The following is a 23,608-nucleotide window of genomic DNA, read 5'->3' as shown; positions in this document are numbered from 1 at the left end:
TCAAAGTACCTTCGAAATCATGGAAACCGCCAATCAAAAATTCGCCAAGCGCCTGCGCGCAGCGATGGAAAAAGCTGGATACGAACCCAAGCCCGCCGTTCTGGAAAGGGAATTCAATCTGCGTTACTGGGGCAAGCCGATGACCCTGCATGGGGTACGCCGCTGGCTGCTGGGGGAGTCAATGCCCAAGCAGGACAAGCTGGAAACGCTGGCCGAGTGGCTCATTGTCACGCCACAGCATCTGCGCTTCGGCGAAGAACTCAGCAAGCGCATCGACAAGCGTCGCGCCCGCTGGGAAGAAGCCATCGGCTACCGCGAACGCGAAGCCTTCGAGGCGTTCATCAATCTGCCCGCGCCCCAGCGCAAGATCGTCAAGGAAGTGATCTTCGCCTTCTCCCAGCTTGCTATCCAGGCGGCCGAGAAGATCATTCCGGCCACCAAGACCACCCCGCGTCGTCGATCACGCACCTGAAGACGATCTCACGCTTTCACGCTCGTGCGTAGCGTCGGTCGCATGATTTCCTGACGTTTTCTCCCAGTTTCCCACCTCTCCGAATCACGATCCCGCCCCCCCTGGGATCCTGCTTCTTCGCGTTGTTTTCTTATCGCCGGCCTGTGCAGGATCGGTCGCAGGCCACTGTGCTTGCGCGCACACCCTGTCAACATGTCAGCTTCCCGCCTCACGGGATCCTCTGTGGCACATCGTTCACGTGGCAGGCAGGTTGCCTCCCACGCGCGCGGCCACGTCGACACAGTGATCGACCTGCTCGGCGATGGCCTGCGGGACCGGACGGCGGTCTTCCAGCACCTCCATGATCCAGGCTGCGGTCGCAGCGGCGTCCTGTCCATCGGGCAGATCCGGCAGATCCTCGGCCACGCTCTGTTTCTCCACCAGCACGGTGCGCATGCCGCGACTGAACCAGTCGATGCGCTGGGCCCGCCGCGCATTGGCCACGGTCTCGCCTTCGGTACCGCGCATCAGGAAGGCATCACCGCGATCATGCGGGGCGGCATGACTGAAGTAGTCGGTCAGCATCTCCAGATATTCCGGATGGGTGTACGACGTCAGACGCAATGCGGGCTGCGCGAACGGCTGCATGATCTTGACCAGTGTGTGGGTGGAATTGCGTACCCCCAGGATGCGACGCAGGTTCAGCAGGCGGGCCACTGCGGGTGCCAGGGCGGCGATCGGGATGAAGGCCGGCAGCCTGGCGGCCATGCGGGCTTCTACCTCGGCCGCCGACGCCGCATGAGGCACGCCCAGGGCGGTAAAGATCTCGGCGCTGGTCACGCGCTGCGGGTCCTGCGTGACGCCGTGCATCAGCACCGGCACGCCGCGACGCACCAGCAGCAGGCACAGCAACGGGGTCAGGTTGGCCATCTTGCGCGAGCCGTTGTAGCTGGGCAGCACCACCGGTGCATAGGGCCCTGCGGGCGCACGCAAGGGTGTGAACGAAGCCTCGGCGGCGGCCAGGAAGCCGGCGATCTCGTCGACAGACTCGCCCTTGATGCGCATGGACAAGAGGATGCCGCCGAGTTCGAGATCGCTGACGCGGCCCTCGAGCATGGCGGCGTACAGCAATTGCGCATCCTCGCGCGAAAGACTGCGGGCACCGTCCTTGCCGCGTCCGATTTCCTTGATGAAACGGGCGGCGGCGAAGGGGGCCGCTGACGGCAGCGCAGTGCCGGAGGCAGGCTCGACGGCCGCAGCCGGAGCAGGAATGTGGGCATCGTTTGACATGGGCGAAGGGTACACCAAAAGCGCCGGATGCCCCAGCTGCAGCGCTGGTGCGGCGGCTTTCCTTTACAATAGCGCCTTTGCCGCACGGTGCTCCTGCGCTGGTGCGGCGGCTTCATTGAGTGCATCCCATGTTAGTTCTCGGCGTCGAATCTTCCTGTGACGAAACCGGCCTCGCTCTGTACGACACCGAGCGCGGTCTGCTGGCGCATGCCCTGCATTCGCAGATTGCCATGCACCAGGAATACGGCGGTGTCGTCCCCGAGCTGGCCTCGCGCGACCACATCCGCCGCGCCATTCCGCTGCTCACGCAAACTCTGGCCGATGCCGGAGTGCCCGCCACTGACATCGATGCCATCGCCTACACCCAGGGGCCGGGTCTGGCCGGAGCGCTGCTGGTGGGTGCGTCGGTGGCCTGCGCGCTGGGTCTGGCGCTGGACAAGCCGGTGCTGGGCATCCATCACCTGGAGGGTCATCTGCTCTCGCCCCTGCTGGCGAGCAAGCCGCCGCGCTTTCCCTTCATCGCCTTGCTCGTCTCGGGCGGGCATACGCAGTTGATGCGCGTGGATGGCGTGGGGCGTTATGAACTTCTGGGCGAAACTCTGGATGACGCGGCTGGCGAAGCCTTCGACAAGTCGGCCAAGCTGCTGGGACTGGGCTATCCGGGCGGGCCGGCGATTTCGCGCCTGGCCGAGTTCGGCGATCCGAATGCTTATCAATTGCCGCGTCCGATGCTGCACTCCAAGAATCTCGATTTCAGTTTCTCGGGCTTGAAGACGGCGGTACTCACCGTGGTCAAGCAGCACAGCGCAAACATCTGCGAACAGGACAAGGCCAACATCGCGCGCGGTTTCGTCGATGCCATCGTGGACGTGCTGGTGGCCAAGTGCATGACGGCCCTGAAACAGACCAACCTGAAGCGTCTGGTCATCGCCGGCGGCGTGGGTGCCAATGCGCAGCTGCGCGCGGCCCTCGATGCGGCGGCGGCCAAGCGGCGTTATGAAGTCTTCTATCCGGAACTGCAATTCTGCACCGACAACGGTGCCATGATCGCCTTCGCCGGTGCCATGCGCCTGCGTGAGGAGCCGGGTGCGGCGCGCAAGGAATACGGTTTTGGCGTACGCCCGCGCTGGCCGCTGGATGAGTTGCGGCCGCCGCAGCGACAGGAAGACACCACTACTGCCTGAATCACGTAAATTATTTAAACGATATAAGCAAAAAGGGCCGCAATGCAAATTGCGGCCCTTCTTTCCAATCCAATCGGCAGGCTTGCCTGGCCTTAACTGGCCTTACCTGGCCTTACTTGGCAGCCTTCTTCTTGTCGCCAATGCGGCTTTCCTTGCCCGCCAGCAGGTTGCCGATGTTCTTGCGATGGCGATAGATCAGCAGGGCCGCCATGGCCACCACCGCCAGCAGAATGCCATCGGTAGTACCGAACAACAGGCCGTAGTAGAACGGCGCAAACAGCGCTGCCACCAGCGCCGCCAGCGACGAATAGCGGAAGGCGAAGGCCACCGCCAGCCAGGTCGCCAGCGTCGCCAGGCCCAGCCACGGATCCAGCGCCAGCAGGATGCCCAGCGCAGTGGCCACGCCCTTGCCGCCGACAAAGCGGAAGAACACCGGCCACAGATGGCCCAGGAAGACGGCCAGAGTCACCAGCGCAATGCCGGTATCGTCCACGCCAAACTGCGGGCCGAACTTCTGTGCCAGCCACACTGCCAGCCAACCCTTGAAACCGTCACCCAGCAGGGTCAGCGCAGCCGCCTTCTTGTTGCCGCTGCGCAGAACATTGGTCGCGCCCGGATTCTTCGAACCATAGGTGCGCGGGTCGGACAGGCCAAACAGCTTGGAGACCAGCACCGCAAAGGACAGCGAACCGATCAGGTAGGCCGCGAGGGCAAAGAGGATGTTGTACATGAGGAGGGGCTTTCTGTTGTCTCTGTCATTCGGGGGTGGCGGGCAGGTCGCACAGGCTCAGGCTGCGTCGGCCAGTGCACACTGCACCGCCTTGGCCGGCAGCACCTTCAGGATCACGGCCGGATCGATGCCGACCAGAAATCCCCGGCGTCCGCCGTTGATGTAGATCTTGTCGAGTTCGAGGATGGTCGACTCCACATAAACCGGCATGGTCTTGCGCGTGCCGAAGGGCGAGGTGCCGCCGATCAGGAAACCCGAGTGGCGGTTGGCCACTTCCGGCTTGCACGGCTCGACCGACTTGCAGCCAATCTGGCGCGCCAGGTTCTTGGTGGAGACCTTGCAGTCGCCGTGCATGAGCACCAGCAGCGGCTTGGCGGCCTCGTCCTGCATCACCAGGGTCTTGATGACCGCATGCTCGTCCACGCCCAGTTCGCGCGAAGACACCGAGGTGCCGCCGTGCTCCTCGTAATCGTAGGGATGCTCGGTGAAGACCACGCCCTGCTTGCGCAGGAATTGCGTGGCGGGGGTTTCGGAGATGTGTTCTTTCTTGGCGCTCATCGGTGTCTTCCTGACGGCAGGCTGACCGGCGCACAGGCCGGTCGGGCCGTCATGGGCGCACATTATGCCGCAAGATCAGCCGCGGGGGTGATGTGCGGCATGCAGTTGCTTCAAGCGTTCGCGCGCCACATGCGTGTAGATCTGGGTGGTCGAGATGTCGGCATGGCCCAGCAGCAGCTGCACCACGCGCAGGTCGGCGCCATGGTTGAGCAGGTGCGTGGCAAAGGCATGGCGCAAGGTGTGCGGCGACAGACGGACGGTGATGCCGGCCTGGAGCGCGTATTTCTTGATGAGCGTCCAGAACATCTGGCGCGTCATCGGCCCGCCGCGGGCGGTAACGAAGAGCGCATCATCGATCTGCCCCTGCAGGATCTGGCTGCGCGCCTCGGCCAGATAACGCGCCATCCACGCTCCCGCTTCCTCACCGAACGGCACCAGGCGCGTCTTGCTGCCCTTGCCGGTGACGCGCAAGACGCCCTCATTCATGCCGACCTCGATGCTCTTCAAGCTCACCAGTTCCGACACCCGCAAACCGCTGGCATACATCAGTTCGATCATGGCGCGATCGCGCAGACCCAGCGGCGTGGAGACATCGGGCGCTGCCAGCAGCGCCTCCACCTGAGCTTCCGACATGGTCTTGGGCAGGCGCTGCGGCTGGCGTGCCGAGCGCAGCTTCAGGCAAGGATCGGCGGCCACATGGTGCTGCCGCAAGGCCAGCTGGAAAAAGCGCTTCAGGACGGCGAGGCGGCGATTGGACGAGCTGGGCTTGGTGGCATCATGGCGCGCGGCGAAGTAGGCGTTGAGGTCTTCGGCCTGCGTGTCGTAGAGCGCCTTGGCGCGCTCCTGATAGAGCCAGTGGGCGTACAGGGTCATGTCGCGGCGGTAGGCTTCCAGCGTGTTCTTGGACAGGCCATCTTCCAGCCACAGGGTGTCGCAGAATTCGTCGATGGCCTCGCGGCTCACGGACGGGGCTTCGATCTTTGGTGTGGTGCGTCCCATGCCCGTGCGTCAGTATCCGGTCACGCCTTCGTGGCGCAGCAGCCAGCGCTTGACCTCGAGGTGGAAGCCATCTTCGTCGTCATGATGCGAGAAACCGCCCAGGCCACCTGCGGCCGTCACGCGATGACAGGGAATCACCAGCGGATACCAGTTGGCGCCACAGGCCTGCCCTACCGCGCGCGGCGCGGACTGGATACGCCTGGCAACCTGCCCATAGGTCAGCACCTGACCGCAGGGGATCTCGGCAATGGCTTGCCAGACACGCTGCTGGAACGCACTGCCGACGGTCTGTAGCGGCAATGCGAAACGATAGCCAGGATCGGCCAGATAATGCGTGATCTGCTGCACCGCCTGCGCGGCCACGGCATCGCTGGCGTCCTGCTCGGCGTAGTGCGGCGGCAGATACACCATCTCCACCAGCGCTCCCGCCCGGGTGCGGATGCCCATGCCGCCGAAGGGGGTGTGCACCACGGCAGAGAACAGAGCGGTCAACGGGGAGTCGGCAGGGGTCATGGGAAAACCGGGCAATCGCGGCAAGGGCCTGGGGCGCCTATTGTAAGCAATTCAGGCACGGGCTTGATACCATCGGGCAAAACTTCCTGGAGACCGCATGACCGCTACCCCCTTGTACACCGCCCCCGACCATCTGGTCGTGACCGCATCCACGCTGGAGGCCGGCATGGCCTGGGTGGAGCAGCGCCTGGGCGTTTCCATGGCGCCGCGCATCGGCGGACAGCATGTGCGGCTGGGTACGCACAATGCCCTGCTGTCGCTGGGCGAAGGGTTCTATCTGGAAGTGATCGCCATCGATCCGCAAGCGCAAACGCCGGACCGCCCACGCTGGTTCGGCATGGATGACTTGCCCGCCGATGCCGCACCGCGTCTGGCGCACTGGGTGGCGCGCACCAGCGATATCACCGCCGCGGTAGCTGCCAGCCCCATCGCACCCGGTGTCATCGAACCCATGCAGCGGGGCACACTGGACTGGCTCATCACCATTGCTGCCGATGGCGCCCCGGCCTGCGCGGGCGTGATGCCCTCCCTGATCCAGTGGCTCAGCGCAGCGCACCCGGCCAGCGCCCTGCCCGAGCGCGGATGCCGCTTGCAGCAACTGGTCCTGGAACATCCCGCCGCGCAGCAATTGCAGGTGGCCTGGCAGAGCATCGGACTGGCCGATGCACGTATCGTCTTGAAGCAAGCAAAGCACGCCAGCCTGCGTGCTGTGGTATCCACGCCACAGGGAGCGCGCATATTGGACTGATGTGCCGTCGCCCGATGCAAAAAATATAAACCGTATAAACGATTTATACGATCCATCACGACCGCGCCATACCAAGAAAAAAGGCGCATCCGCGGATGCGCCTTCAAAATACTCCTGATGCATTCCCGACCGTTTGAACGGTTTCAATCGAATGCACGTCTCCTCAGTTTCCCGGTATCGATACCGTTTGTTATGCACCACCCGCTTTGTATTCGGTGCTGCCTCGCTGCGCCCGTTCCAATGTGTCGGAGGGGTCACCGGTGAGGCAAGTACATCAACAACTCACTAGAAAAACTTGTTTGCAAAAACTCGATTGCCGGGACGGCAAACACCATCTGCCGATTCAGCAAAGCCCGCACTTTAGCAGCACTTCGTGCCGTTTCAAAGCACTTTTTCAGGGCAAAACCAACATACTTTTCAGCAACTTGACAGACATCTGACGAAATCGGCACCGACCTGGTGCGCACCCTCGCGGTGCCGATTTCATCGTCTCATGACGTCATCGCCGATCAGTTGTAGATCAGGTTGGGCAGCCACAGCGACAGGGCCGGCCAGTACGTCACCAGCGCCAGGAAACCGAGCATGGTCAGCAGCCACGGCATGACCGCGACGGTCAGTTCGGTGATGCCCATCTTGGTGATGCCCGAGGCCACGTACAGGTTCAGGCCCACCGGCGGATGGCACATGCCCACTTCCATGTTGACCACGATGAGGATGCCGAAGTGCACCGGGTCGATACCCAGCTTCATCGCCACCGGGAACAGGATCGGCGCCAGGATCAGCACGATGGACGAAGGCTCCATGACGTTACCGGCCAGCAGCAGCAGCACGTTGACCACCAGCAGGAAGGTGATCGGTCCCAGGCCGGAATCGGTGATCCAGGCTGCCATCGTCTGCGGGATGTTCTCGCTGGTCACCAGGAAGGAGAACAGCACCGCGTTGGTGATGATGTAGAGCAGCATGGCCGACATCGACGCCGAATCGAGCAGCACCTTGGGGACCTGCTTGAGGCTCATGTCCTTGTAGACGAACACGGCGATGAAGAAGGCGTACACCGCCGCCATGGCTGCCGCTTCGGTGGGCGTGAATACGCCGCTGTAGATGCCGCCCATGACGATGACCACCAGGAACAGGCCCCAGCCACTCTTGCGGAAGGCGGCGCCGCGCTCGGCCCAGGTCGCCTTCTTCAGGCGCGGGTAGTTGTTCTTGCGCGCCAGGAACCAGGTAGTCAGCCCCAGCAGGAAGGCCAGCAGCAGACCCGGTACCACGCCCGCCATGAACAGCTTGCCCACCGAGGTATTGGTGGAGACCGAATACATCACCATCACGATGGAAGGTGGGATCAGGATGCCCAGTGCGCCGGAGGTGGTGATGACACCCGCGCCGAAGCGTTTGGGGAAGCCCTGATTGACCATCGCCGGCAGGATGATGGAACCGATGGCCACCACGGTCGCCGGCGAGGAACCCGAGACCGCCGCGAACAGCGCGCAGGCCAGCACGCCGGCCAGGGCCAGGCCGCCATGCCAGTGGCCGACCATGGACGTGGCGAAGTTGATCATGCGCCGCGCCACCCCCCCATGGGTGAGGAAGTTGCCGGCCAGGATGAAGAACGGGATCGCCATGATCTCGAACTTCTCGATCCCGGTAAACAGCTTCAGAGCCACCGACTGGATAGGCACGTCGGTCATCGTGAAGAGGAAGGTCAGGACAGTCAGGCCCAGCGAGATCGAGATGGGCATCCCGGTCAGCATCAGGGCAAACAGCAAGACGAAAATGATCAGTGCATTCATGCTTTACCTCCGCTGCTTTCTTCGTCCAGACCTTCCACGTGGGCATGGTCATGCTTGGGCAAGTCGCCGGTGCGGTAGAAATTCCACGCGACCTGGAGGAAGCGGAAACACATCAGGTAGGAACCCAGCGGAACGGCCAGATAGACGATCCACATCGGCACCTCCATCACTTCGGAGGTGCTGTCGTGCTGGGCGATGTCGTAGACGAATTCGGCGCCGAAGGTGCCGACGATACCGGTGAAGAGCGCGCCGGCAAACAGGCCGAAGAGCACGAACTTGTTGCGCCACGGCGTGTTCATGCGGTTGATCAGCACGTCGACGCCGACGTGGATGCCGGTGCGCACGCCATAGGCGGCACCGAACTTGGCCATCCACACGAACATGAAGATGCACAGCTCCTGGGCCCAGCTCATGTTGATCTGGATGAGCCGGTCCTGCAGCCAGGGAATATCCAGGCCGGAGGCGTAGCGGTGTACCACCGCCACGAAAATGATGAAGGTGGCCGCGGCCATGAGGAACGCGATCAGCCACTCTTCCAGATGGTCGAGTAACTTCATTGAAGTCTCCTTGCGCCAGCAGGCCGATACCGTAGTGGTATCAGCCCATGACATTGCTTGTTCGGATTGGTCTTTACAGGGAGGCGCCCGCCTGGCTACGCAGGCGGGCGGCCAATGCAGCCGATGATGCTTACTTCTGACCCAGAGCTGCCGCTTCCTTGTTGACGGCGTCGATCAGGTCCTTGCCGATGCGACCGGCCATCTGCTGCTGTACCGGCAGCAGGGCCTTGCGCCATTCAGCCTTCTCGGCGTCGGTGAGACGATAGACGGTGGTCTTGCCGGACTTTTCGACGGCGGCCAGAGCCGCATCATTTTCCTGCTGGGCGATGGCGTTGGCGTACTTGGTGGCATCCTTCATGGCGCCTTCAAGCTCGGTGCGCACGTCCGAGGGCAGGCCGTCCCAGAACTTCTTGTTGACGATGACCGCATAGCCCAGGTAACCGTGGTTGGAGACGGTGACGTCCTTTTGCACTTCGTGCATCTTCTGGGTGTACAGGTTCGAGGGCGGGTTCTCGGTACCGTCGACCACGCCGGTCTGCAGGGCCTGGTAGACCTCGGAGAAGGCCAGCACCTGCGGGTTGGCGCCCAGTGCACGCATCTGTGCATCAAGTACCTTGGAGGACTGGATGCGCATCTTCAGGCCACGGAAATCGGACGGATGATGCAGCGGCTTGTTGGCCGACATCACCTTGAAACCATTGTCCCAGTAAGCCAGACCGGTGATGCCCTTGGGCTCCAGCTTCTTGAAGAGGGACTTGCCGATGGGGCCTTCGGTGACGCGATAGAGCACGTCCTTGCTGGGGAAGATGTAGGGCAGGTCGAAGACCTCGAACTCCTTGACGCCCAGCGGACCGAACTTGGCCAGCGACGGCGCCAGCATCTGTACCGCGCCCAGTTGCAGGGCTTCCAGTTCTTCCTTGTCCTTGTACAGGGTGCTGTTGGGATAGACCTCGACCTTCACGCGGCCATGGGTGGCCTTCTCGGCCAGTTCCTTGAAACGCTCGGCAGCCTTGCCCTTGGGCGTGTCGTTGGCCACCACGTGGCTGAACTTGATGATGATGGGCTGCTGCGCGAAGGCGCTGGCAGCCAGGCCGACATTGACGACGGTGGCCGCAGCCAGCGCAAAGACGATGGACTTCAGTTTCATGCTTGTCTCCCCAGTGAGGTTTGAATGATTGTTCGTTCTTCTCGGATATGGCCGGTCTTGATGAGAACCGGATTGTGCCCGCGAATTTTCGCGGCCTCACCAAAGCAGGGCAACTGTGGAAAACCACAATGTCCCGCTGCCTGACCTTCCCGCTGCGCAGGAGGCTGGCGCCGGGCCTGGGGGGCGGCTACACTGGCGGCGTCATGAAAACCGTCCCGCCACCGCCGATCGCTCACCAGCCCGATGCCGCCTCGCAGTTGCAGGCCTCAGGCCGCAAGACGACCATGCGCTGGCTGATCCCCTTCCTGCTGATGTGCCTGTTTCTGGTCACGCTGATCTGGCTGCCGCGCCAGGCCCAGCAGATGGAAGCCAGCGAACGGCTGGAACAGTTGATCGCCGATTCGCTGTGGGTGGAACAGGCGATCCGCTTCCAGTTGAGTCGCGATGACGAGAGCATGCGCATCATTGGCCGCGAGATCATCAATGGCCGCCTGCACCGGGATCATTTCCGCAGCCGCTTGAATGCCCTGCTGCGCAACAACCGCGAGTTCTATCGCGTCACCTGGTTCAATGCCGAGGGGAGAGCGGTGGCCTCCACCGACGATTTCCCTATCGGTCGCAACGATCTCTCGCCCCCTTCGCTGATGACGTCCGACCGCGCGCAGCAGATGCACCGCCCGCTCTACAGCCCGCCGGCCGTGCCGCCCGGCATCGCCGAGCCGATGCTCATGGATTATCATGTGCCGCTGTTTCGCGACAACCATTACATCGGCAGCCTCGTGGCCAGCTACGCAGTGGCGCGCATCCTCAACGAGATGGTGCCGTGGTGGTTCGCGCAGGACAATGAAATCTCGCTCACCGATACCGACGACAATGTCGTGGCCCGCCGCACCTCGGGCGGACCGGGCCTGAACGTCTATACCCACCGACGTGAATTGGAGCTGCCGGGCCTTACCCTGGTGCTGCATACCAACAGCACCAAGAGCGCCCCCAAGCTCCTGCCCAATCTGCTGGTGGGCTCGGTGATGGTGCTTTCGCTGGGCCTGCTGTGGAGCCTGTGGGCCTTGTGGCGCGACATCAACCGGCGCACCAAGGCCGAGAAGGCCCTGCTCAATGAAGCCGTATTTCGCGCGGCGATGGAAAATTCACTGGTCACCGGCATGCGCGCACGCGACCTGGAGGGCCGCATCACCTACGTCAATCCGGCCTTCTGCAAGATGGTCGGCTTCGCTCCCGAGGAGCTGGTAGGCAAGATCCCGCCCATGCCCTACTGGGCTCCGGAGGCCATGGATGAATACCAGGAGCGCTTCTCCAACGTGCTGGCCGGGCGCGCCACGCCGCAGTTCGAGACCATCTTCCAGCGTCGCGACGGCGAGCGCTTTCCGGTGCTGATCTTCGAGTCGCCGCTGGTGGACCAGGATGGCCGGCAGACCGGCTGGATGGGCTCCATCCTCGACATCTCCGAACGCAAGCGCGCCGAAGACCTCAACCGCACCCAGGAAGAAAAGCTGCAGGCCAGCGCCCGCCTGGCCAGCATGGGCGAGATCGCCTCGACCCTGGCCCACGAGCTGAACCAGCCGCTGGCGGCCATCTCCAGCTATACCACCGGGGCGCTGAACATGATGCAGCAGGGCCAGGCCGATCCCAAGGCGCTGCAGCCCGCGCTGGAGAAGATCCATGCCCAGGCCCAGCGGGCCGGCCATGTGATCCGCAGCGTGCACCAGTTCGTCAAGAAGCGCGAACCGGCGCGCCAGCGACTGCAGATCCGGCAACTGGTGGAGAACGTGGCGCCGCTGGTCGAACTGCAGGCGCAACAGTTCTTCGTGGTGCTGCAGTGGCAGGTCCCCAAATCGTTGCCGCCCGTGCTGGGCGACCAGGTGCTGCTGGAACAGGTGCTCCTGAACCTGACCCGCAACGGCATCCAGGCCATGGCCGCCGTGCCGTCGGCGCGCCGCATCCTGCGCGTGAGCGCCGAGCTGACTCGCAATGACGATGGTGCAGAATCGGTCACGGTGTCGGTGATCGACCAGGGGCACGGGATTGCCGAGGACGTAGCGGCGCGCCTGTTCTCGCCCTTCTTCTCGACCAAGGCCGAGGGCATGGGCATGGGTCTGAACATCTGCCGCACCACCATCGAATTCCACGGCGGCACGCTCACTTACACCGATAACCCGGCAGGCGGTACAATCTTCCGGTTTTCGCTGCCTGCCCAGCACACGCAGCCACAATAACGAAACGCCTTGCCCACTCTGGAATCCCCGCCCGCATACCGATGCTGCACATAGTCGACGACGAAGAAATCATCCGCGATTCGCTGACCTGGCTGGCGCGCTCGCGCAACATCGCTGCCGTCGGCTACGAGAGCGGCACTGCCGTATTGGCCGCGCTGACCCATGCCACCGGGATCGATGCCGAGGGCGAATGCCTGCTGCTGGACGTGCGCATGCCCGGCACCAGCGGCGTGGCGCTGTTCAACGAACTCAAGACCAAGGGGCTGCTGCACCGGCGCCCGGTGATCTTCCTGACCGGTCATGGCGATGTGCCCATGGCGGTCGATATGCTCAAGAACGGCGCCTTCGATTTCTTCGAGAAGCCCTTCAATGACAACCAGCTGATGGATCGCGTGCTGGAAGCCCTGGAAAGCTCGCGCGCCGGTGGTGCCGAAGATGCCGTGCAGAGCCGCCTGGCGGCGCTTTCGGCGCGTGAACGCGAAGTGCTGGACCTGATCCTGGCCGGCAAGATGAACAAGGTCATTGCCGATGAACTGGGCATCAGCATGCGTACCGTGGAAGTCCATCGCGCCCACATCTTCGACAAGATGAACGTCAAGACCGCCGTCGAACTGGCGCGGCTGCTGAAGTAAGCGCTGTGGAAATCCTCAACCTCCTGCTGCCCGACTTCAGCCTCATCGTGCTGGGCGTACTGGTCTATCGTCTCTCCAACTGGGGCGACGAATTCTGGGCAGGCATGGAAAAGCTGGTCTACTTCATCCTCTTCCCTGCCCTGCTGTTCTATTCCACGGCGCGCCTGAAGGTCGACCTCTCGGTCACCGGCGGCATGGTGCAGACCGGCGTGAGCTCGCTGCTGGTGGGCATCGCGCTGACCTGGCTGGGCAAACCCCTGTTGCGTGCCACGCCCATGACCTACGAGTCGGGCATGCAGTGCGCCTATCGCTTCAACTCCTATATCGCCCTGGCACTGGCCACCCGCATGGCCGGCGAGGAAGGTGCGGGCCTGATGGCCATCCTGCTGGGCTTTGGCGTGCCCCTGTGCAATATCGCCGCAGTGCATGCGCTGGCCGCGAAAAACAGCAACCTGCTGCGCGAGCTGGCCCGCAATCCCTTGCTGGTGGCGACCGCTGGCGGCCTGACGTTTTCTGCACTGGGCCTGCATCTGCCGGAAGCGGCCAGCGTGGTGCTCTCGCGCCTGGGTGCCGCCTCCATCGCCCTGGGTCTGCTGATGGTCGGAGCCGGGCTGCGCCTGTCGGGATTGAAGGAGAGCAAACCGGTGGTGGCCTGGTTCATCGTGATCAAGCTCTTCGCCGTGCCGTTGACCGCCTATGTGGTCGGCATGCTGTTGCACCTGCCGCCGTTGCAGTGGCGCATCGTGGTGCTGTTCTGCAGCCTGCCCACCGCCTCCAGCGCCTACATCCTGGCTGCGCGCATGGGCGGCAACGGTCCCTTCACGGCCTTCCTCATTTCACTCGGAACCATGCTCTCGGCGCTGACCATCCCGATCTGGCTGGCGCTGGTGCACTGATCGGCCGACGCGCGCTAGGTGATACCGTGGCGTGCCAACGCCCAGGCCACATGCTCGGCCACCAGCGCCGAGGGATGCCCCTGGCGGGCACGCAAGGCCGCCACGATGGCGGCATCCCCCCGATGCGAAGCGACCGCGGCGGCATTGCCCAGGCCCACGGCCAGGTTGCGCAGCCAGCGTTCGTGACCAATGCGGCGAATGGCGCTGCCTTCGGTATTTTTCAGGAATTCTGCTTCGCTCCAGCCGAACAGGTCGATCAGGCTGGCGCTATCGAGTCCGTGGCGCGGGTCGAAGTCTGGCAGGCTGGCGCGCTGGGCGAACTTGTTCCAGGGACAGTAGAGCTGGCAGTCGTCGCAGCCGTAGATGCGATTGCCGATCAGCGGGCGCAGCGCTTCCGGGATGCTGCCCTTGAGTTCGATGGTGAGGTAGGAAATGCAGCGTCGCGCATCCAGTTCGTAAGGGGCGACGATGGCGCCCGTCGGACAGGCCGTGATGCAGGCGCTGCATTGGCCGCAATGTGACGTGACCGGATCATCCACCGGCAGCGGCAGGTCGGTCAGCATCTCGCCCAGGAAGAACATCGAACCAGCCTCCCGGTGCAGCAAGAGCGTGTGCTTGCCGCGCCAGCCCAGCCCGGCCTTCTCGGCCAGGGCCACTTCCATGACCGGGGCCGAATCGGTGAAGACACGATACCCGAAGGCACCGATGCGCCCCTCGATGCGGGTCGCCAACTGCTGCAGGCGCGCGCGCAGGACCTTGTGGTAGTCGCGTCCGCGCGCATAGATCGAGACCTGGGCCGCCGCAGGATCGGCACTGCGCGCCTCTTCGCGGGCGCGCCAGTCGGGCTGTTCGGACCGGGCGGGGTCGACGGCGGGCGGCAGATAGGGCATGCGCACGCTGACCACGCGCACCGTACCGGGCACCAGTTCGGCCGGCCGCGCGCGTTTCATGCCGTGGCTTGCCATATAATCCATCTCGCCGTGATACCCCTTGTCCAGCCAGGCTTGGAAGCCCGCTTCGCGGTGTGACAGATCGACGTCGGCAATGCGCACGTCGGCAAACCCCAGCTCGCGGCCCCAGCGCTTGATGGTCGCGGCCAGCGCCGCCAGGAAGGCGGGATCAGCAAGATCGACGGGTGTAGAGTCGGACGACATGCGGCATTGAACCTTGAAACCAGTATCTTGTAACGAACCATCCCGGATGACCCAGAACAGCATGACGATGCAGCGACTCCATCTCCACCTGCCCGACGAAACCGCCACCGCACGGCTGGGCGCCGACCTGGCGCAGGTGCTGGTGCCGGGCCTGGCCATCTACCTGCACGGCGACCTGGGGGCGGGCAAGACCGCGCTCACGCGGGCCCTGCTGCATGCAGCAGGCTATCAGGGACGCGTCAAGAGCCCGACCTACACGCTGGCGGAGCCCTATGAAGTTTCCTTCGCAGGCCGCATGGTAACAGTCATCCACTTCGATCTGTACCGCATGGCCAGCCCGGAGGAATTTCTCGATGCCGGTTTTCGTGAACATTTCAGCGAAAACTCCGTCTGTATCGTCGAATGGCCTGAAAAGGGCGATCCGGTGTTGCCGCCACCGGACATACACGTCAACCTGTCGCTTGCAGGGGACGGTCGTGATGTAGAATTGCGTGCGTTGTCCGACAAGGGTCATCAATGCCTCGCTCGACTGAAATTCGCTCCCAACCTGTGAAGTCCAAAACCCGCCGCACCATCATCAAAGCCGGCGGCGCCCTGTTCGTCTCCGTCGTCACTCCCCTGCCCGCCCTGGCCTCGCAGATTCTGGCCGTGCGCGTCTGGCCGTCCGAGGATTACACCCGGGTCACGCTGGAAAACGACAGCAATCTCAAGGTCACCCACTTCGTGGTCAAGAACCCGGAACGCCTGGTGGTGGACATCGAGGGCATCGACTTGAACAGCACCCTGAAGGACCTGGTTGCCAAGATCCAGCCCAACGATCCTTACATCAGGCAGGTACGCGTCGGCCAGAACCGCCCCAGCGTGGTACGGCTGGTGTTCGACCTGAAGGACGAGATCAAGCCGCAGGTCTTCACCCTGGCCCCGGTGGGCGAGTACAAATATCGTTTCGTCATCGACCTGTATCCGGCCAACCCGCCCGACCCGATTGCCGCCCTGATCCAGAAGGGCGACTGGAACAAGGAAACCCCGGCCACTCCGCCCCTGGCACAAGGCCCGGCGACGCCGGCCAAACCCGATCCGGCCCCGCTGGCCGAGCTCAAGCCGCCGCCGGAAGACAAGAACGAGCGCAACCCCAAGGTGGTGCAGGACGAGCCGCGCATGCAGCTTACCCGCATGATCACCATCGCACTGGACCCCGGCCACGGCGGCGAAGACCCCGGCGCCACTGGCGCGCGCGGCAACCGCGAGAAGGATGTGGTGCTCTCCATCGCCAAGCGCTTGAAGCGCAAGATCGAGCAATATCCCAACATGCGCGTCATGCTCACCCGCGACGCCGACTTCTTCGTGCCGCTGGGTCAGCGCGTGGTCAAGGCCCGCAAGGTACAGGCCGACCTGTTCGTCTCCATCCATGCGGATGCCTTCGTGCAACCGACCGCGCGCGGCTCCTCGGTGTTCGCCCTGTCGGAAAAGGGCGCCAGCTCCACGGCGGCGCGCTGGCTGGCCAACAAGGAAAACTCCGCCGACCTCATTGGCGGCGTCAACATCAAGACCCACGACCGCCAGCTGGCCAGCGTGCTGCTGGACCTGTCGACCACCGCCCAGATCAACGACAGCCTGCGTGTGGGCAATGCGGTGTTGAAGGAAATCGGCGGCATCAACAAGCTGCACAAGGGAATGGTGGAACAGGCCGGCTTTGCCGTGCTCAAGGCACCGGACATCCCCAGCATCCTGATCGAGACCGCCTTCATCTCCAATCCGGAAGAAGAAGCCAAGCTCACCGACGAGCACTACCAGGACAAGATGGCCGACGCCATCCTGACCGGTATCCGCAACTACTTCGCCAGGAACCCGCCGCTGGCCAAGAACCGGATGACCTGAGTCTTGGCCCTTGCCGGCAGACCATGAAAAAACCCGGCGCTGCCAGCAGGCCGGGTTTTTCTTTGGGTGTCGCAGGCTCTGCGGACTAGCGTAACAGTCCCTCGGGACATCAGGCGTTGCTGACCTTGCGCTTGCCGCGCAGCTTGCGCCAGAGCTGCCACAACGCCCCCAGCACGATGGGGAAAATCGCAGCGACCATGCCGATGAGGACCAGCGTATTGAGGTTCTCCTGCACCAGCGGGATATTGCCGAACAGGTAGCCCAGCACCACCAGACTGACCACCCAGAGGAAGGCGCCAAGTACGTTGAAGAGCTGGAAGCGGCCAAAGTGCATGGCCGACACGCCGGCGATGAAGGGCGCGAAAGTACGCACGATGGGGGTGAACCGGGCGATCACGATGGTCTTGCCACCGTGCTTTTCGTAGAAGGCGTGGGTCTTGCGCAGGGCGTCGGGATTGAGCCAGCGGTAGTTGTGGGTATAGACGCGTTGTCCGACCCAGCCGCCGATCCAGTAATTGAGCGTATTGCCGGACACCGCCGCGACCACCAGCAGCCCCATGAGCAGCCAGATATCCATGGCCCCCAGGGCACAGAAGGTGCCGGCGATGAACAGCAGCGAATCACCCGGCAGGAAAGGCAGCACCACCAAACCGGTCTCACAGAACACGATCAGGAACAACACGGCATAAATGAGCGGGCCGTACTGCTCGATCAGGACGCCCAGATATTTGTCCACGTGCAACAGCACGTCCAGCCACTGCAGATAATCCATAAAGCCCAATCGTTGGTGATTCATCAAGGCCGGGACTCCCCATCGCCACGCGGCCGGATATTCCCCGCAAGCAGTGTCCGCCGGGGCTCTATCGCGCAGGCGAAGCGATCATCCACGCCTGCGCAGGCATCATACAGCACTCGCCCCGGCCAGACTCAAGAAGCTGGCCGCGCTGTCGATAAAATCCTTGAAGGAAACTTCTCCCGCACCAATCCTCACGCAAGATCGCAGGCCTGTTGCACTGCGCCGGCGGTGGATGCACGAGAACGCACAAGGGGAAGGATTTGGCATATGATCAAGTCAGATTCCTTCAGATTTCATATGCACTATATGCACCAGGAAACATAACTTGCCTGTTCCGGAGCCGGGGTTCCCGGCTGCGCGGCAGACAGGACGGGGCTGACGGACGAGGTCCATCGCGCCCGCCGGGGGCAGGCGAAAAGCCGGAGGAACCGGGACAATGCAACTCCGCACTGCATGAGGCAAGACGCACCAGGCGTCATTACCGGCCAGAGGGGGCGCTGTATGGGGAGCCAGAGGTCATTGGTGGGCCAGTTCGAGCAGCCGTCGCAGTCGCTGGGAGACCACCAGCGCCTGCGCGAGGATGAACGCGAAGCGCTGCTGGGCGCCTTGTGGCGTTGCATGGCCATTCTCGAATTTGCGGCTGATGGCACCATCCTGGATGCCAACGACAATTTTCTGTCCATGCTGGGCTACCAGCGTCATGAAGTCATCGGCCAGCCGCACCGCATGCTGTGCGATCCCGCCTATGCCGACAGCGACGGATACCAGCATTTCTGGCAGCACCTGCGCCAGGGTGAAGTGATTGCCGGCACCCTGCAACGCCGCCGCATCGACGGTACCCTGGTCTGGCTGGAAGCCTTGTGCAGTCCCATCCTGGACGGCAGCGGCCAGTTGCTGAAGGTGATCTCGGCGGCCTCCGACATCAGTTCCCACATCGATGACTCGCACCACAGCAACAACGTCCTCAGCGCCCTGAACCGCTCGCTGGGCGTCATCGAGCTCTCCCCCGAAGGCAGGATCCTGGCGGCCAATCGCAACTATCTCAAGACCATGGAATACCTGGCCGAGGATCTCATCGGCCAGCCGCACAGCCTGCTCTGCCCGTCCGATTACGCCGCCGGCGAGCAATATACCGCCTTCTGGCACGATGTCAGCAACGGCCGCTTCTTCTCGGGCCGCTTCCCGCGCCGAACCCGCAGCGGACGCACGATCTGGTGGGAAGCCACCTATTCACCCCTGCTCGATCCGCAAGGGCAGCTCGAACGGGTGATCTGCATCGGCAACGACGTGACCTATCGCGTCACCCGCGAAAAGAGCGACCGCGAACACCTGCACCTGCTCTCGCTGGGCATCAACGAGACCGACAACGCGGTGCTCATCACCGACGAGCAGAACCGCATCGTCTTCCACAACACCGGCTTTACCCGCATGCTGGGCTTCCAGAGCCAGCAGACCATCGGCAAGCTGCCGCGCGAGCTGTTTGCCGACCATCCGACCTTCGTCAAGTCGATCGAACGCTGTCACGGCGAACTGCTGCAGGGACACAGCTTCCACACCGAGGAACTGATCCACGATTTCCACGAACAGCCGGTATGGATCTCGGCCGTGGTCAATCCCATCCTGGATGGAGAGGGCAAGCTCATCAATGCCGTCTGCGTGATGACCGACATCACCAATACCAAGGTCCACGAAGTCCTGCAGTACCGGGTGCTCAACGCCATGGCGCGGGATTGCTCCTTGCCCGAGCAGATGAACCTGCTGTGCGAGGAAGTGGAGCGGGTCGCGCCCGAGGTGATCGCCTCGGTGCTGCGCGTGGACGAACAGGGCCGCCTGCACACCCTGGCCGCCCCCAGCCTGCCGGAGGGCTACACGCGCGCCATCGAAGGCATCCAGATCGGTCCGCTGGTGGGGTCCTGCGGCAGCGCCGCCTATACCGGTGAGAGCGTGGTCTCGGAAGACATCGCCACCGATGCGCACTGGGCCGACTACAAGGAGCTGGCACTGGGCCATGGCCTGCATGCCTGCTGGTCGACCCCGATCAAGTCGGCCGATGGCAAGGTCATCGGCACCTTCGGCTTCTACTATCGTCAGCCACGCCAGCCCACGGCCTTCCATCACCTGCTGGTCGATGCCGGCCTGCACCTGTGCGCGCTGGCCATCGAGCGCGAAGCCTCGCGCGCGCGCATTCATCAACTGGCTTTCTACGATTCGCTGACCAGTCTGCCCAATCGCAGTCTGCTGCTGGTGCAAGCCGGCCAGGCAATTGCGGCAGCCGAACGCAACCGCAGCACGGTGGCGGTGATGTTCATCGATCTGGACCGCTTCAAGCAGGTCAATGATTCACTGGGCCACCAGGCCGGCGACGAACTGCTGCGCACGGTAGCGACCCGCCTGCAGTCGCAGGCACGGCGCTCGGACATCGTGGGCCGGCTCTCGGGCGACGAGTTCGTGGTGGTACTGACCCAATACGACACCGACCACCTCACCGAAGTGGTCAAGCGCATCCAGGAACGCCTGGCCATGCCCTGCCATATCAACGGCACCCCCTTGAATCCTTCGGCCAGCATCGGCGTGGCGATCTACCCCGACAACGGCCACGACATCGAGACCCTGCTGCATCGCGCCGACATCGCCATGTACCAGGCCAAGGCCGTCAACCGGGGGCGCTTCAGTTTCTTCAGCGAGGAGATGAACAGCCTCGCCCAGGAACGCCTGGCCCTGGAAAGCGCACTGCGGGACGCCTTGCGCGGCGGTCGCTTCGAACTGCACTTCCAGCCCCAGATCAAGCTGCACGACCTGAGCCTGCATGGCGTGGAAGCCCTGGCGCGCTGGCACGATCCGCAACTGGGGCAGATTTCCCCGGGGCGTTTCATCCCGATTGCCGAGGAATGCGGGCTCATCGGCGAACTGGGCAAGTGGGCGCTCGAAGAAGCCTGCTTCCAGCTCTCCGACTGGCGGCGGCGCGGCATCCAGGTGCCGTCGGTCTCGGTAAACCTCTCGGCCACCAATTTCCACGACCTCGACCTGCCGCAATTTCTCACCGGCCTGCTGCGCCGCTACAGCCTGGCGCCTACCGACCTGACCCTGGAAATCACCGAAACCGTGCTCATGGATACCAACCCCAGCACCAACCAGACCATCGCCGCCGTGCATGCGCTGGGTATTCCGCTGGCCATGGATGACTTCGGCACCGGCTATTCCAGCCTGGGCTACCTGCGCAAGCTGCCGGTCTGCGAACTCAAGCTGGACCAGAGCTTCGTGCGCGACATGGCCAAGGACGAAGCGGTCAGTGCCCTGACCAATGCCGTCATCCGCATCGGCGAAAGCCTCAAGCTCATCGTGGTGGCCGAAGGTGTGGAAGACGCCGAGCAGTACCGCCTGCTGGTCAGCCAGGGATGCGACGTGGCGCAGGGCTATTATTTTTCGCGGCCGATGTCGGCCGATCAACTGGAGCACTGGGTGCGCGACTACCGCAGCAGCCCGGTGCCGACGGAACATGGAAGCACACCTGTGAAGGGAATCTGAGCGCCAGGGAAAGCGGCAAGGGCAAGGGAGACCGGAAATCTCATGCCAAAAAATCACTTTCCCGCTGGAAAAACAACAGCACAGTTACATGTGGGCGCAAACATTCGAAGTATTTTGATCTGCCGCAAAAAGCTGACGATATACTGACGGCCTCCCCCGCAAGTACCGTGATTTCAGCATGAACGTTGGACCTCCACCAAGGTGGCTCATGACGTTTTCGACCCAGTGGCATTGCCGTTTCGGCAATCCGATACAGCAAGTCAGCCCGTTGGCCTGACTCTCATCGGTTCGCAGGCACAGTGCTGCAGGACGTTCCGTACGACGGAAACAAGGAGGGCTGACGCTGGCGAGATGAACACGCAGGCAGTCGTCGTCATCGCTCCCCGGATGGTTTCTGGTTCGGTATTTGTTTTTCCATATTCTTTGACTTCAAGAACAACAACACCCATGGCCAATGCAATGTCTGGTGCGCGCGGCGCATCCCTTTTCCACCGTTCGGTCGGTGCAAAACTGACTGCCATGACGGTGGCCCTGGTGGGCATCGTCTTCGTGATCGCCCTGATACTGATCACCTATTCCGCCTCGCGCATGGTGGAAAGTCGCTCCATCGAACAGATGGGCAACGATGCGCGTGGCGTGGCCAACATGGTCGGCATCTTCGACCGCTCCGTGAACAGCCAGGTGGACCGCTTCTCCACCATGTTCGACAAGGAATTCGGCAAGCTGACGCTGGACGAAAGTCGCACCGTACAGATTGGCGACCGTGCCACGCCGGTGCTGTCCAACGATGGTCGTGATCTGAACCTGGACTTCTCCATCCCCGACCGCTTCACCGCCAACACCGGCGTCACCGCCACCATCTTCGCCAAGACCGGTGACGACTTCGTGCGCATCTCCACCTCGGTGAAGAAGGAAAACGGCGACCGCGCCGTCGGCACCCTGCTCGACCGCGCCCATCCCGGCTATGCGGCGCTGAAGGCCGACAAGACCTACAGCGGTCTGGCCACGTTGTTCGGCAAGCAGTACATCACCAAGTACGTGCCCATCAAGAACGAGGCCGGCCAGATCATCGGCGTGCTCTACGTGGGCATCGACATCTCGGCCGACGTGAAGGCTCTGAAGGATCAGATCAAGTCCCTCAAGATCGGCGCGACCGGCAACTTCTACGCCCTCAATGGCCACCAGGGCAAGGATCAGGGCGTGATGATTGCCGGTGCCCCGCGCGAGGGCAAGGAAGAAGGCGGCAACCTGATCGAGGCCAAGGATGCCGGCGGCGATACCTACATCAAGACCATGGTGCAGCAGAAGGAAGGGCAGCTGCGCTATACCGGCAGCGATGGCCGCAAGAAGATCGCCGTCTTCACCCACTATGCGCCGTGGAACTGGGTCATCGTCGGTGAAGCGGCGGTCGATGAGATCACCCACGAAGTCAACTCCATGCGCAATCTCTATATCGGCCTGGGTCTGCTGTTCCTGGCGGTGCTGGGAGCGATCCTGACGGTGGTGATCAACCGCATGATCACGCGCCCGCTGGATGCGGTGTGCGATGCCGCTGATCGCATCGCCGGTGGCGACCTGACCACCCGCCTGCACGTGCACAGCAGCGACGAGATCGGTCGACTGATGGGCGCCTTCAACGGCATCAGCATGGGCCTGTCGGAAGTGGTTTCCAGCGTGCGCGCCGGTACCGAAGAGATCAATACCGCCGCCAGCGAGATCGCCGCCGGCAATCTCAATCTGTCCTCGCGCACCGAGCAGCAGGCCGGCGCCCTGGAAGAAACCGCCTCGGCCATGGAAGAACTGACCTCGACCGTGAAGCAGAATGCGGCCAACGCGGTTCAGGCTGATGAGCTGGCCGGTTCCGCCTCGGACGTGGCCAGCCACGGTGGCGAAGTGGTCGGCCAGGTGGTGCAGACCATGGATGCCATCAACAGCTCTTCGCAACGCATCGTCGACATCATCAGCGTGATCGATGGCATCGCCTTCCAGACCAATATCCTGGCCTTGAATGCCGCCGTGGAAGCGGCGCGCGCCGGTGAACAGGGCCGCGGCTTCGCCGTCGTGGCCACCGAAGTGCGTACGCTGGCCCAACGCAGCGCATCGGCCGCCAAGGAAATCAAGGAACTGATCGACGCCTCGGTACAGACCGTGGCCGGTGGCGGACAGCTGGTGGCCCAGGCCGGCAACACCATGAACGACGTGGTGGCCAGCGTGCAACGCGTCTCCACCGTCATCAGCGAGATCACCACGGCCAGCCGCGAGCAGAGCGAAGGCATTGACCAGATCAACCGCGCCATCGCCCAGATGGATGAGAGCACCCAGCAGAACGCGGCCCTGGTGGAACAGGCTGCGGCCGCAGCCCAATCGCTGCAGCAGCAGGCTGAACGCCTGGCCGCAGCGGTGAGCACCTTCCGCGTGTAAATCATTTATATCGTTTTCAGCATGGTGACTGACTGATTGCCGCGCAGAAAAAACGCATGGCACAACCACCCTCGAAGCCGCCTCCGGGCGGCTTCGTCACATCCGGCC

At 63.1% G+C, this 23,608-nt stretch carries 20 protein-coding genes; 10 read left to right on the top strand and 10 right to left on the bottom strand.

The genetic code is table 11. The features are described 5' to 3' along the window. Window positions 1–19 precede the first annotated feature (19 nt). Window positions 20–472 (top strand): XRE family transcriptional regulator, encoded by a 453-nt coding sequence (locus tag ACODSZ_RS09185; protein ID WP_175342696.1) that lies wholly within the window; start codon window positions 20–22, stop codon window positions 470–472. A gap of 234 nt (window positions 473–706) precedes the next feature. Here ACODSZ_RS09185 and ybiB read toward each other — a convergent pair whose 3' ends face one another. After that, a complete protein-coding gene (ybiB, locus tag ACODSZ_RS09180; RefSeq protein ID WP_175342695.1) occupies window positions 707–1,741 on the bottom strand; it encodes a DNA-binding protein YbiB in 1,035 nt (344 codons plus the stop codon). A gap of 128 nt (window positions 1,742–1,869) precedes the next feature. Between ybiB and tsaD the strand changes: the two genes are divergently transcribed. Further along, window positions 1,870–2,925 carry a tRNA (adenosine(37)-N6)-threonylcarbamoyltransferase complex transferase subunit TsaD gene (gene tsaD, locus ACODSZ_RS09175; RefSeq protein WP_008325771.1) on the top strand — a complete coding sequence of 352 codons (1,056 nt, stop codon included), beginning with the start codon at window positions 1,870–1,872 and terminating at the stop codon, window positions 2,923–2,925. A gap of 112 nt (window positions 2,926–3,037) precedes the next feature. On the opposite strand, the gene plsY is transcribed toward tsaD, so the two are convergent. The 4 genes from plsY to ACODSZ_RS09155 form a co-directional block, all read right to left on the bottom strand. After that, window positions 3,038–3,655, bottom strand: a complete 618-nt coding sequence (gene plsY / locus ACODSZ_RS09170) for a glycerol-3-phosphate 1-O-acyltransferase PlsY (protein WP_008325770.1) — start codon at window positions 3,653–3,655, stop codon at window positions 3,038–3,040. 57 nt (window positions 3,656–3,712) lie between these two features. Next, window positions 3,713–4,213 (bottom strand): aminoacyl-tRNA deacylase, encoded by a 501-nt coding sequence (locus tag ACODSZ_RS09165; protein WP_175342694.1) that lies wholly within the window; start codon window positions 4,211–4,213, stop codon window positions 3,713–3,715. Between the two features lie 75 nt (window positions 4,214–4,288). Further along, complete coding sequence (gene xerD, locus ACODSZ_RS09160) at window positions 4,289–5,212, bottom strand: site-specific tyrosine recombinase XerD (RefSeq protein ID WP_175342693.1); 924 nt, start codon at window positions 5,210–5,212, stop codon at window positions 4,289–4,291. Between the two features lie 9 nt (window positions 5,213–5,221). Beyond that, window positions 5,222–5,725, bottom strand: coding sequence for a methylated-DNA--[protein]-cysteine S-methyltransferase (locus ACODSZ_RS09155; RefSeq protein WP_488927435.1), 504 nt, complete (start codon window positions 5,723–5,725; stop codon window positions 5,222–5,224). 97 nt (window positions 5,726–5,822) lie between these two features. On the opposite strand from ACODSZ_RS09155, the gene ACODSZ_RS09150 reads away from it, so the two are divergent. Continuing rightward, complete coding sequence (locus ACODSZ_RS09150; protein ID WP_488927434.1) at window positions 5,823–6,473, top strand: VOC family protein; 651 nt, start codon at window positions 5,823–5,825, stop codon at window positions 6,471–6,473. A gap of 509 nt (window positions 6,474–6,982) precedes the next feature. Here ACODSZ_RS09150 and ACODSZ_RS09145 read toward each other — a convergent pair. From ACODSZ_RS09145 to ACODSZ_RS09135, 3 genes are all read right to left on the bottom strand, one after another. Continuing rightward, window positions 6,983–8,263, bottom strand: coding sequence for a TRAP transporter large permease (locus ACODSZ_RS09145; protein WP_175342690.1), 1,281 nt, complete (start codon window positions 8,261–8,263; stop codon window positions 6,983–6,985). Further along, entirely contained in the window at window positions 8,260–8,820 is a 561-nt protein-coding gene (locus ACODSZ_RS09140; protein ID WP_008325756.1) for a TRAP transporter small permease, read from the bottom strand. Before ACODSZ_RS09140 ends, ACODSZ_RS09145 begins: the two co-directional genes overlap by 4 nt. A 130-nt stretch (window positions 8,821–8,950) precedes the next feature. Continuing rightward, the gene (locus tag ACODSZ_RS09135; protein WP_175342688.1) at window positions 8,951–9,967 is read right to left on the bottom strand and encodes a TRAP transporter substrate-binding protein; all 1,017 of its coding nucleotides are present in this window, start codon (window positions 9,965–9,967) and stop codon (window positions 8,951–8,953) included. A 203-nt stretch (window positions 9,968–10,170) separates the two neighbouring features. Between ACODSZ_RS09135 and ACODSZ_RS09130 the strand changes: the two genes are divergently transcribed. From ACODSZ_RS09130 to ACODSZ_RS09120, 3 genes are read left to right on the top strand one after another with little or no spacing between them, the layout of a single operon-like run. After that, window positions 10,171–12,198, top strand: a complete 2,028-nt coding sequence (locus ACODSZ_RS09130; protein WP_488927463.1) for a two-component system sensor histidine kinase NtrB — start codon at window positions 10,171–10,173, stop codon at window positions 12,196–12,198. Between the two features lie 41 nt (window positions 12,199–12,239). After that, the gene (locus ACODSZ_RS09125) at window positions 12,240–12,830 is read left to right on the top strand and encodes a response regulator transcription factor (protein ID WP_008325747.1); all 591 of its coding nucleotides are present in this window, start codon (window positions 12,240–12,242) and stop codon (window positions 12,828–12,830) included. Window positions 12,831–12,835: 5 nt separating this feature from the next. Further along, entirely contained in the window at window positions 12,836–13,726 is an 891-nt protein-coding gene (locus ACODSZ_RS09120; RefSeq protein ID WP_008325746.1) for an AEC family transporter, read from the top strand. Between the two features lie 14 nt (window positions 13,727–13,740). On the opposite strand, the gene queG is transcribed toward ACODSZ_RS09120, so the two are convergent. Then, window positions 13,741–14,880, bottom strand: coding sequence for a tRNA epoxyqueuosine(34) reductase QueG (queG, locus tag ACODSZ_RS09115; protein WP_488927433.1), 1,140 nt, complete (start codon window positions 14,878–14,880; stop codon window positions 13,741–13,743). Window positions 14,881–14,947: 67 nt separating this feature from the next. Here queG and tsaE point away from each other — a divergent pair, with 67 nt between their 5' ends. Continuing rightward, a complete protein-coding gene (tsaE, locus tag ACODSZ_RS09110) occupies window positions 14,948–15,433 on the top strand; it encodes a tRNA (adenosine(37)-N6)-threonylcarbamoyltransferase complex ATPase subunit type 1 TsaE (RefSeq protein ID WP_034349755.1) in 486 nt (161 codons plus the stop codon). Then, the gene (locus tag ACODSZ_RS09105) at window positions 15,397–16,758 is read left to right on the top strand and encodes an N-acetylmuramoyl-L-alanine amidase (protein ID WP_175342686.1); all 1,362 of its coding nucleotides are present in this window, start codon (window positions 15,397–15,399) and stop codon (window positions 16,756–16,758) included. Before tsaE ends, ACODSZ_RS09105 begins: the two co-directional genes overlap by 37 nt. 109 nt (window positions 16,759–16,867) lie before the next feature. On the opposite strand, the gene ACODSZ_RS09100 is transcribed toward ACODSZ_RS09105, so the two are convergent. Beyond that, entirely contained in the window at window positions 16,868–17,530 is a 663-nt protein-coding gene (locus ACODSZ_RS09100; RefSeq protein ID WP_488927432.1) for a VTT domain-containing protein, read from the bottom strand. A gap of 525 nt (window positions 17,531–18,055) precedes the next feature. Here ACODSZ_RS09100 and ACODSZ_RS09095 point away from each other — a divergent pair. Both ACODSZ_RS09095 and ACODSZ_RS09090 read left to right on the top strand, forming a co-directional pair. Next, window positions 18,056–21,079, top strand: coding sequence for a sensor domain-containing protein (locus ACODSZ_RS09095; protein WP_175342684.1), 3,024 nt, complete (start codon window positions 18,056–18,058; stop codon window positions 21,077–21,079). 447 nt (window positions 21,080–21,526) lie between these two features. After that, a complete protein-coding gene (locus ACODSZ_RS09090; protein WP_488927431.1) occupies window positions 21,527–23,500 on the top strand; it encodes a methyl-accepting chemotaxis protein in 1,974 nt (657 codons plus the stop codon). Window positions 23,501–23,608 lie beyond the last annotated feature (108 nt).

It is taken from the genome of Herbaspirillum sp. FG34, assembly GCF_057809315.1.
Note: the sequence above shows the minus strand (reverse complement) of the source record. Positions and strands in the feature narration are given on the sequence as shown.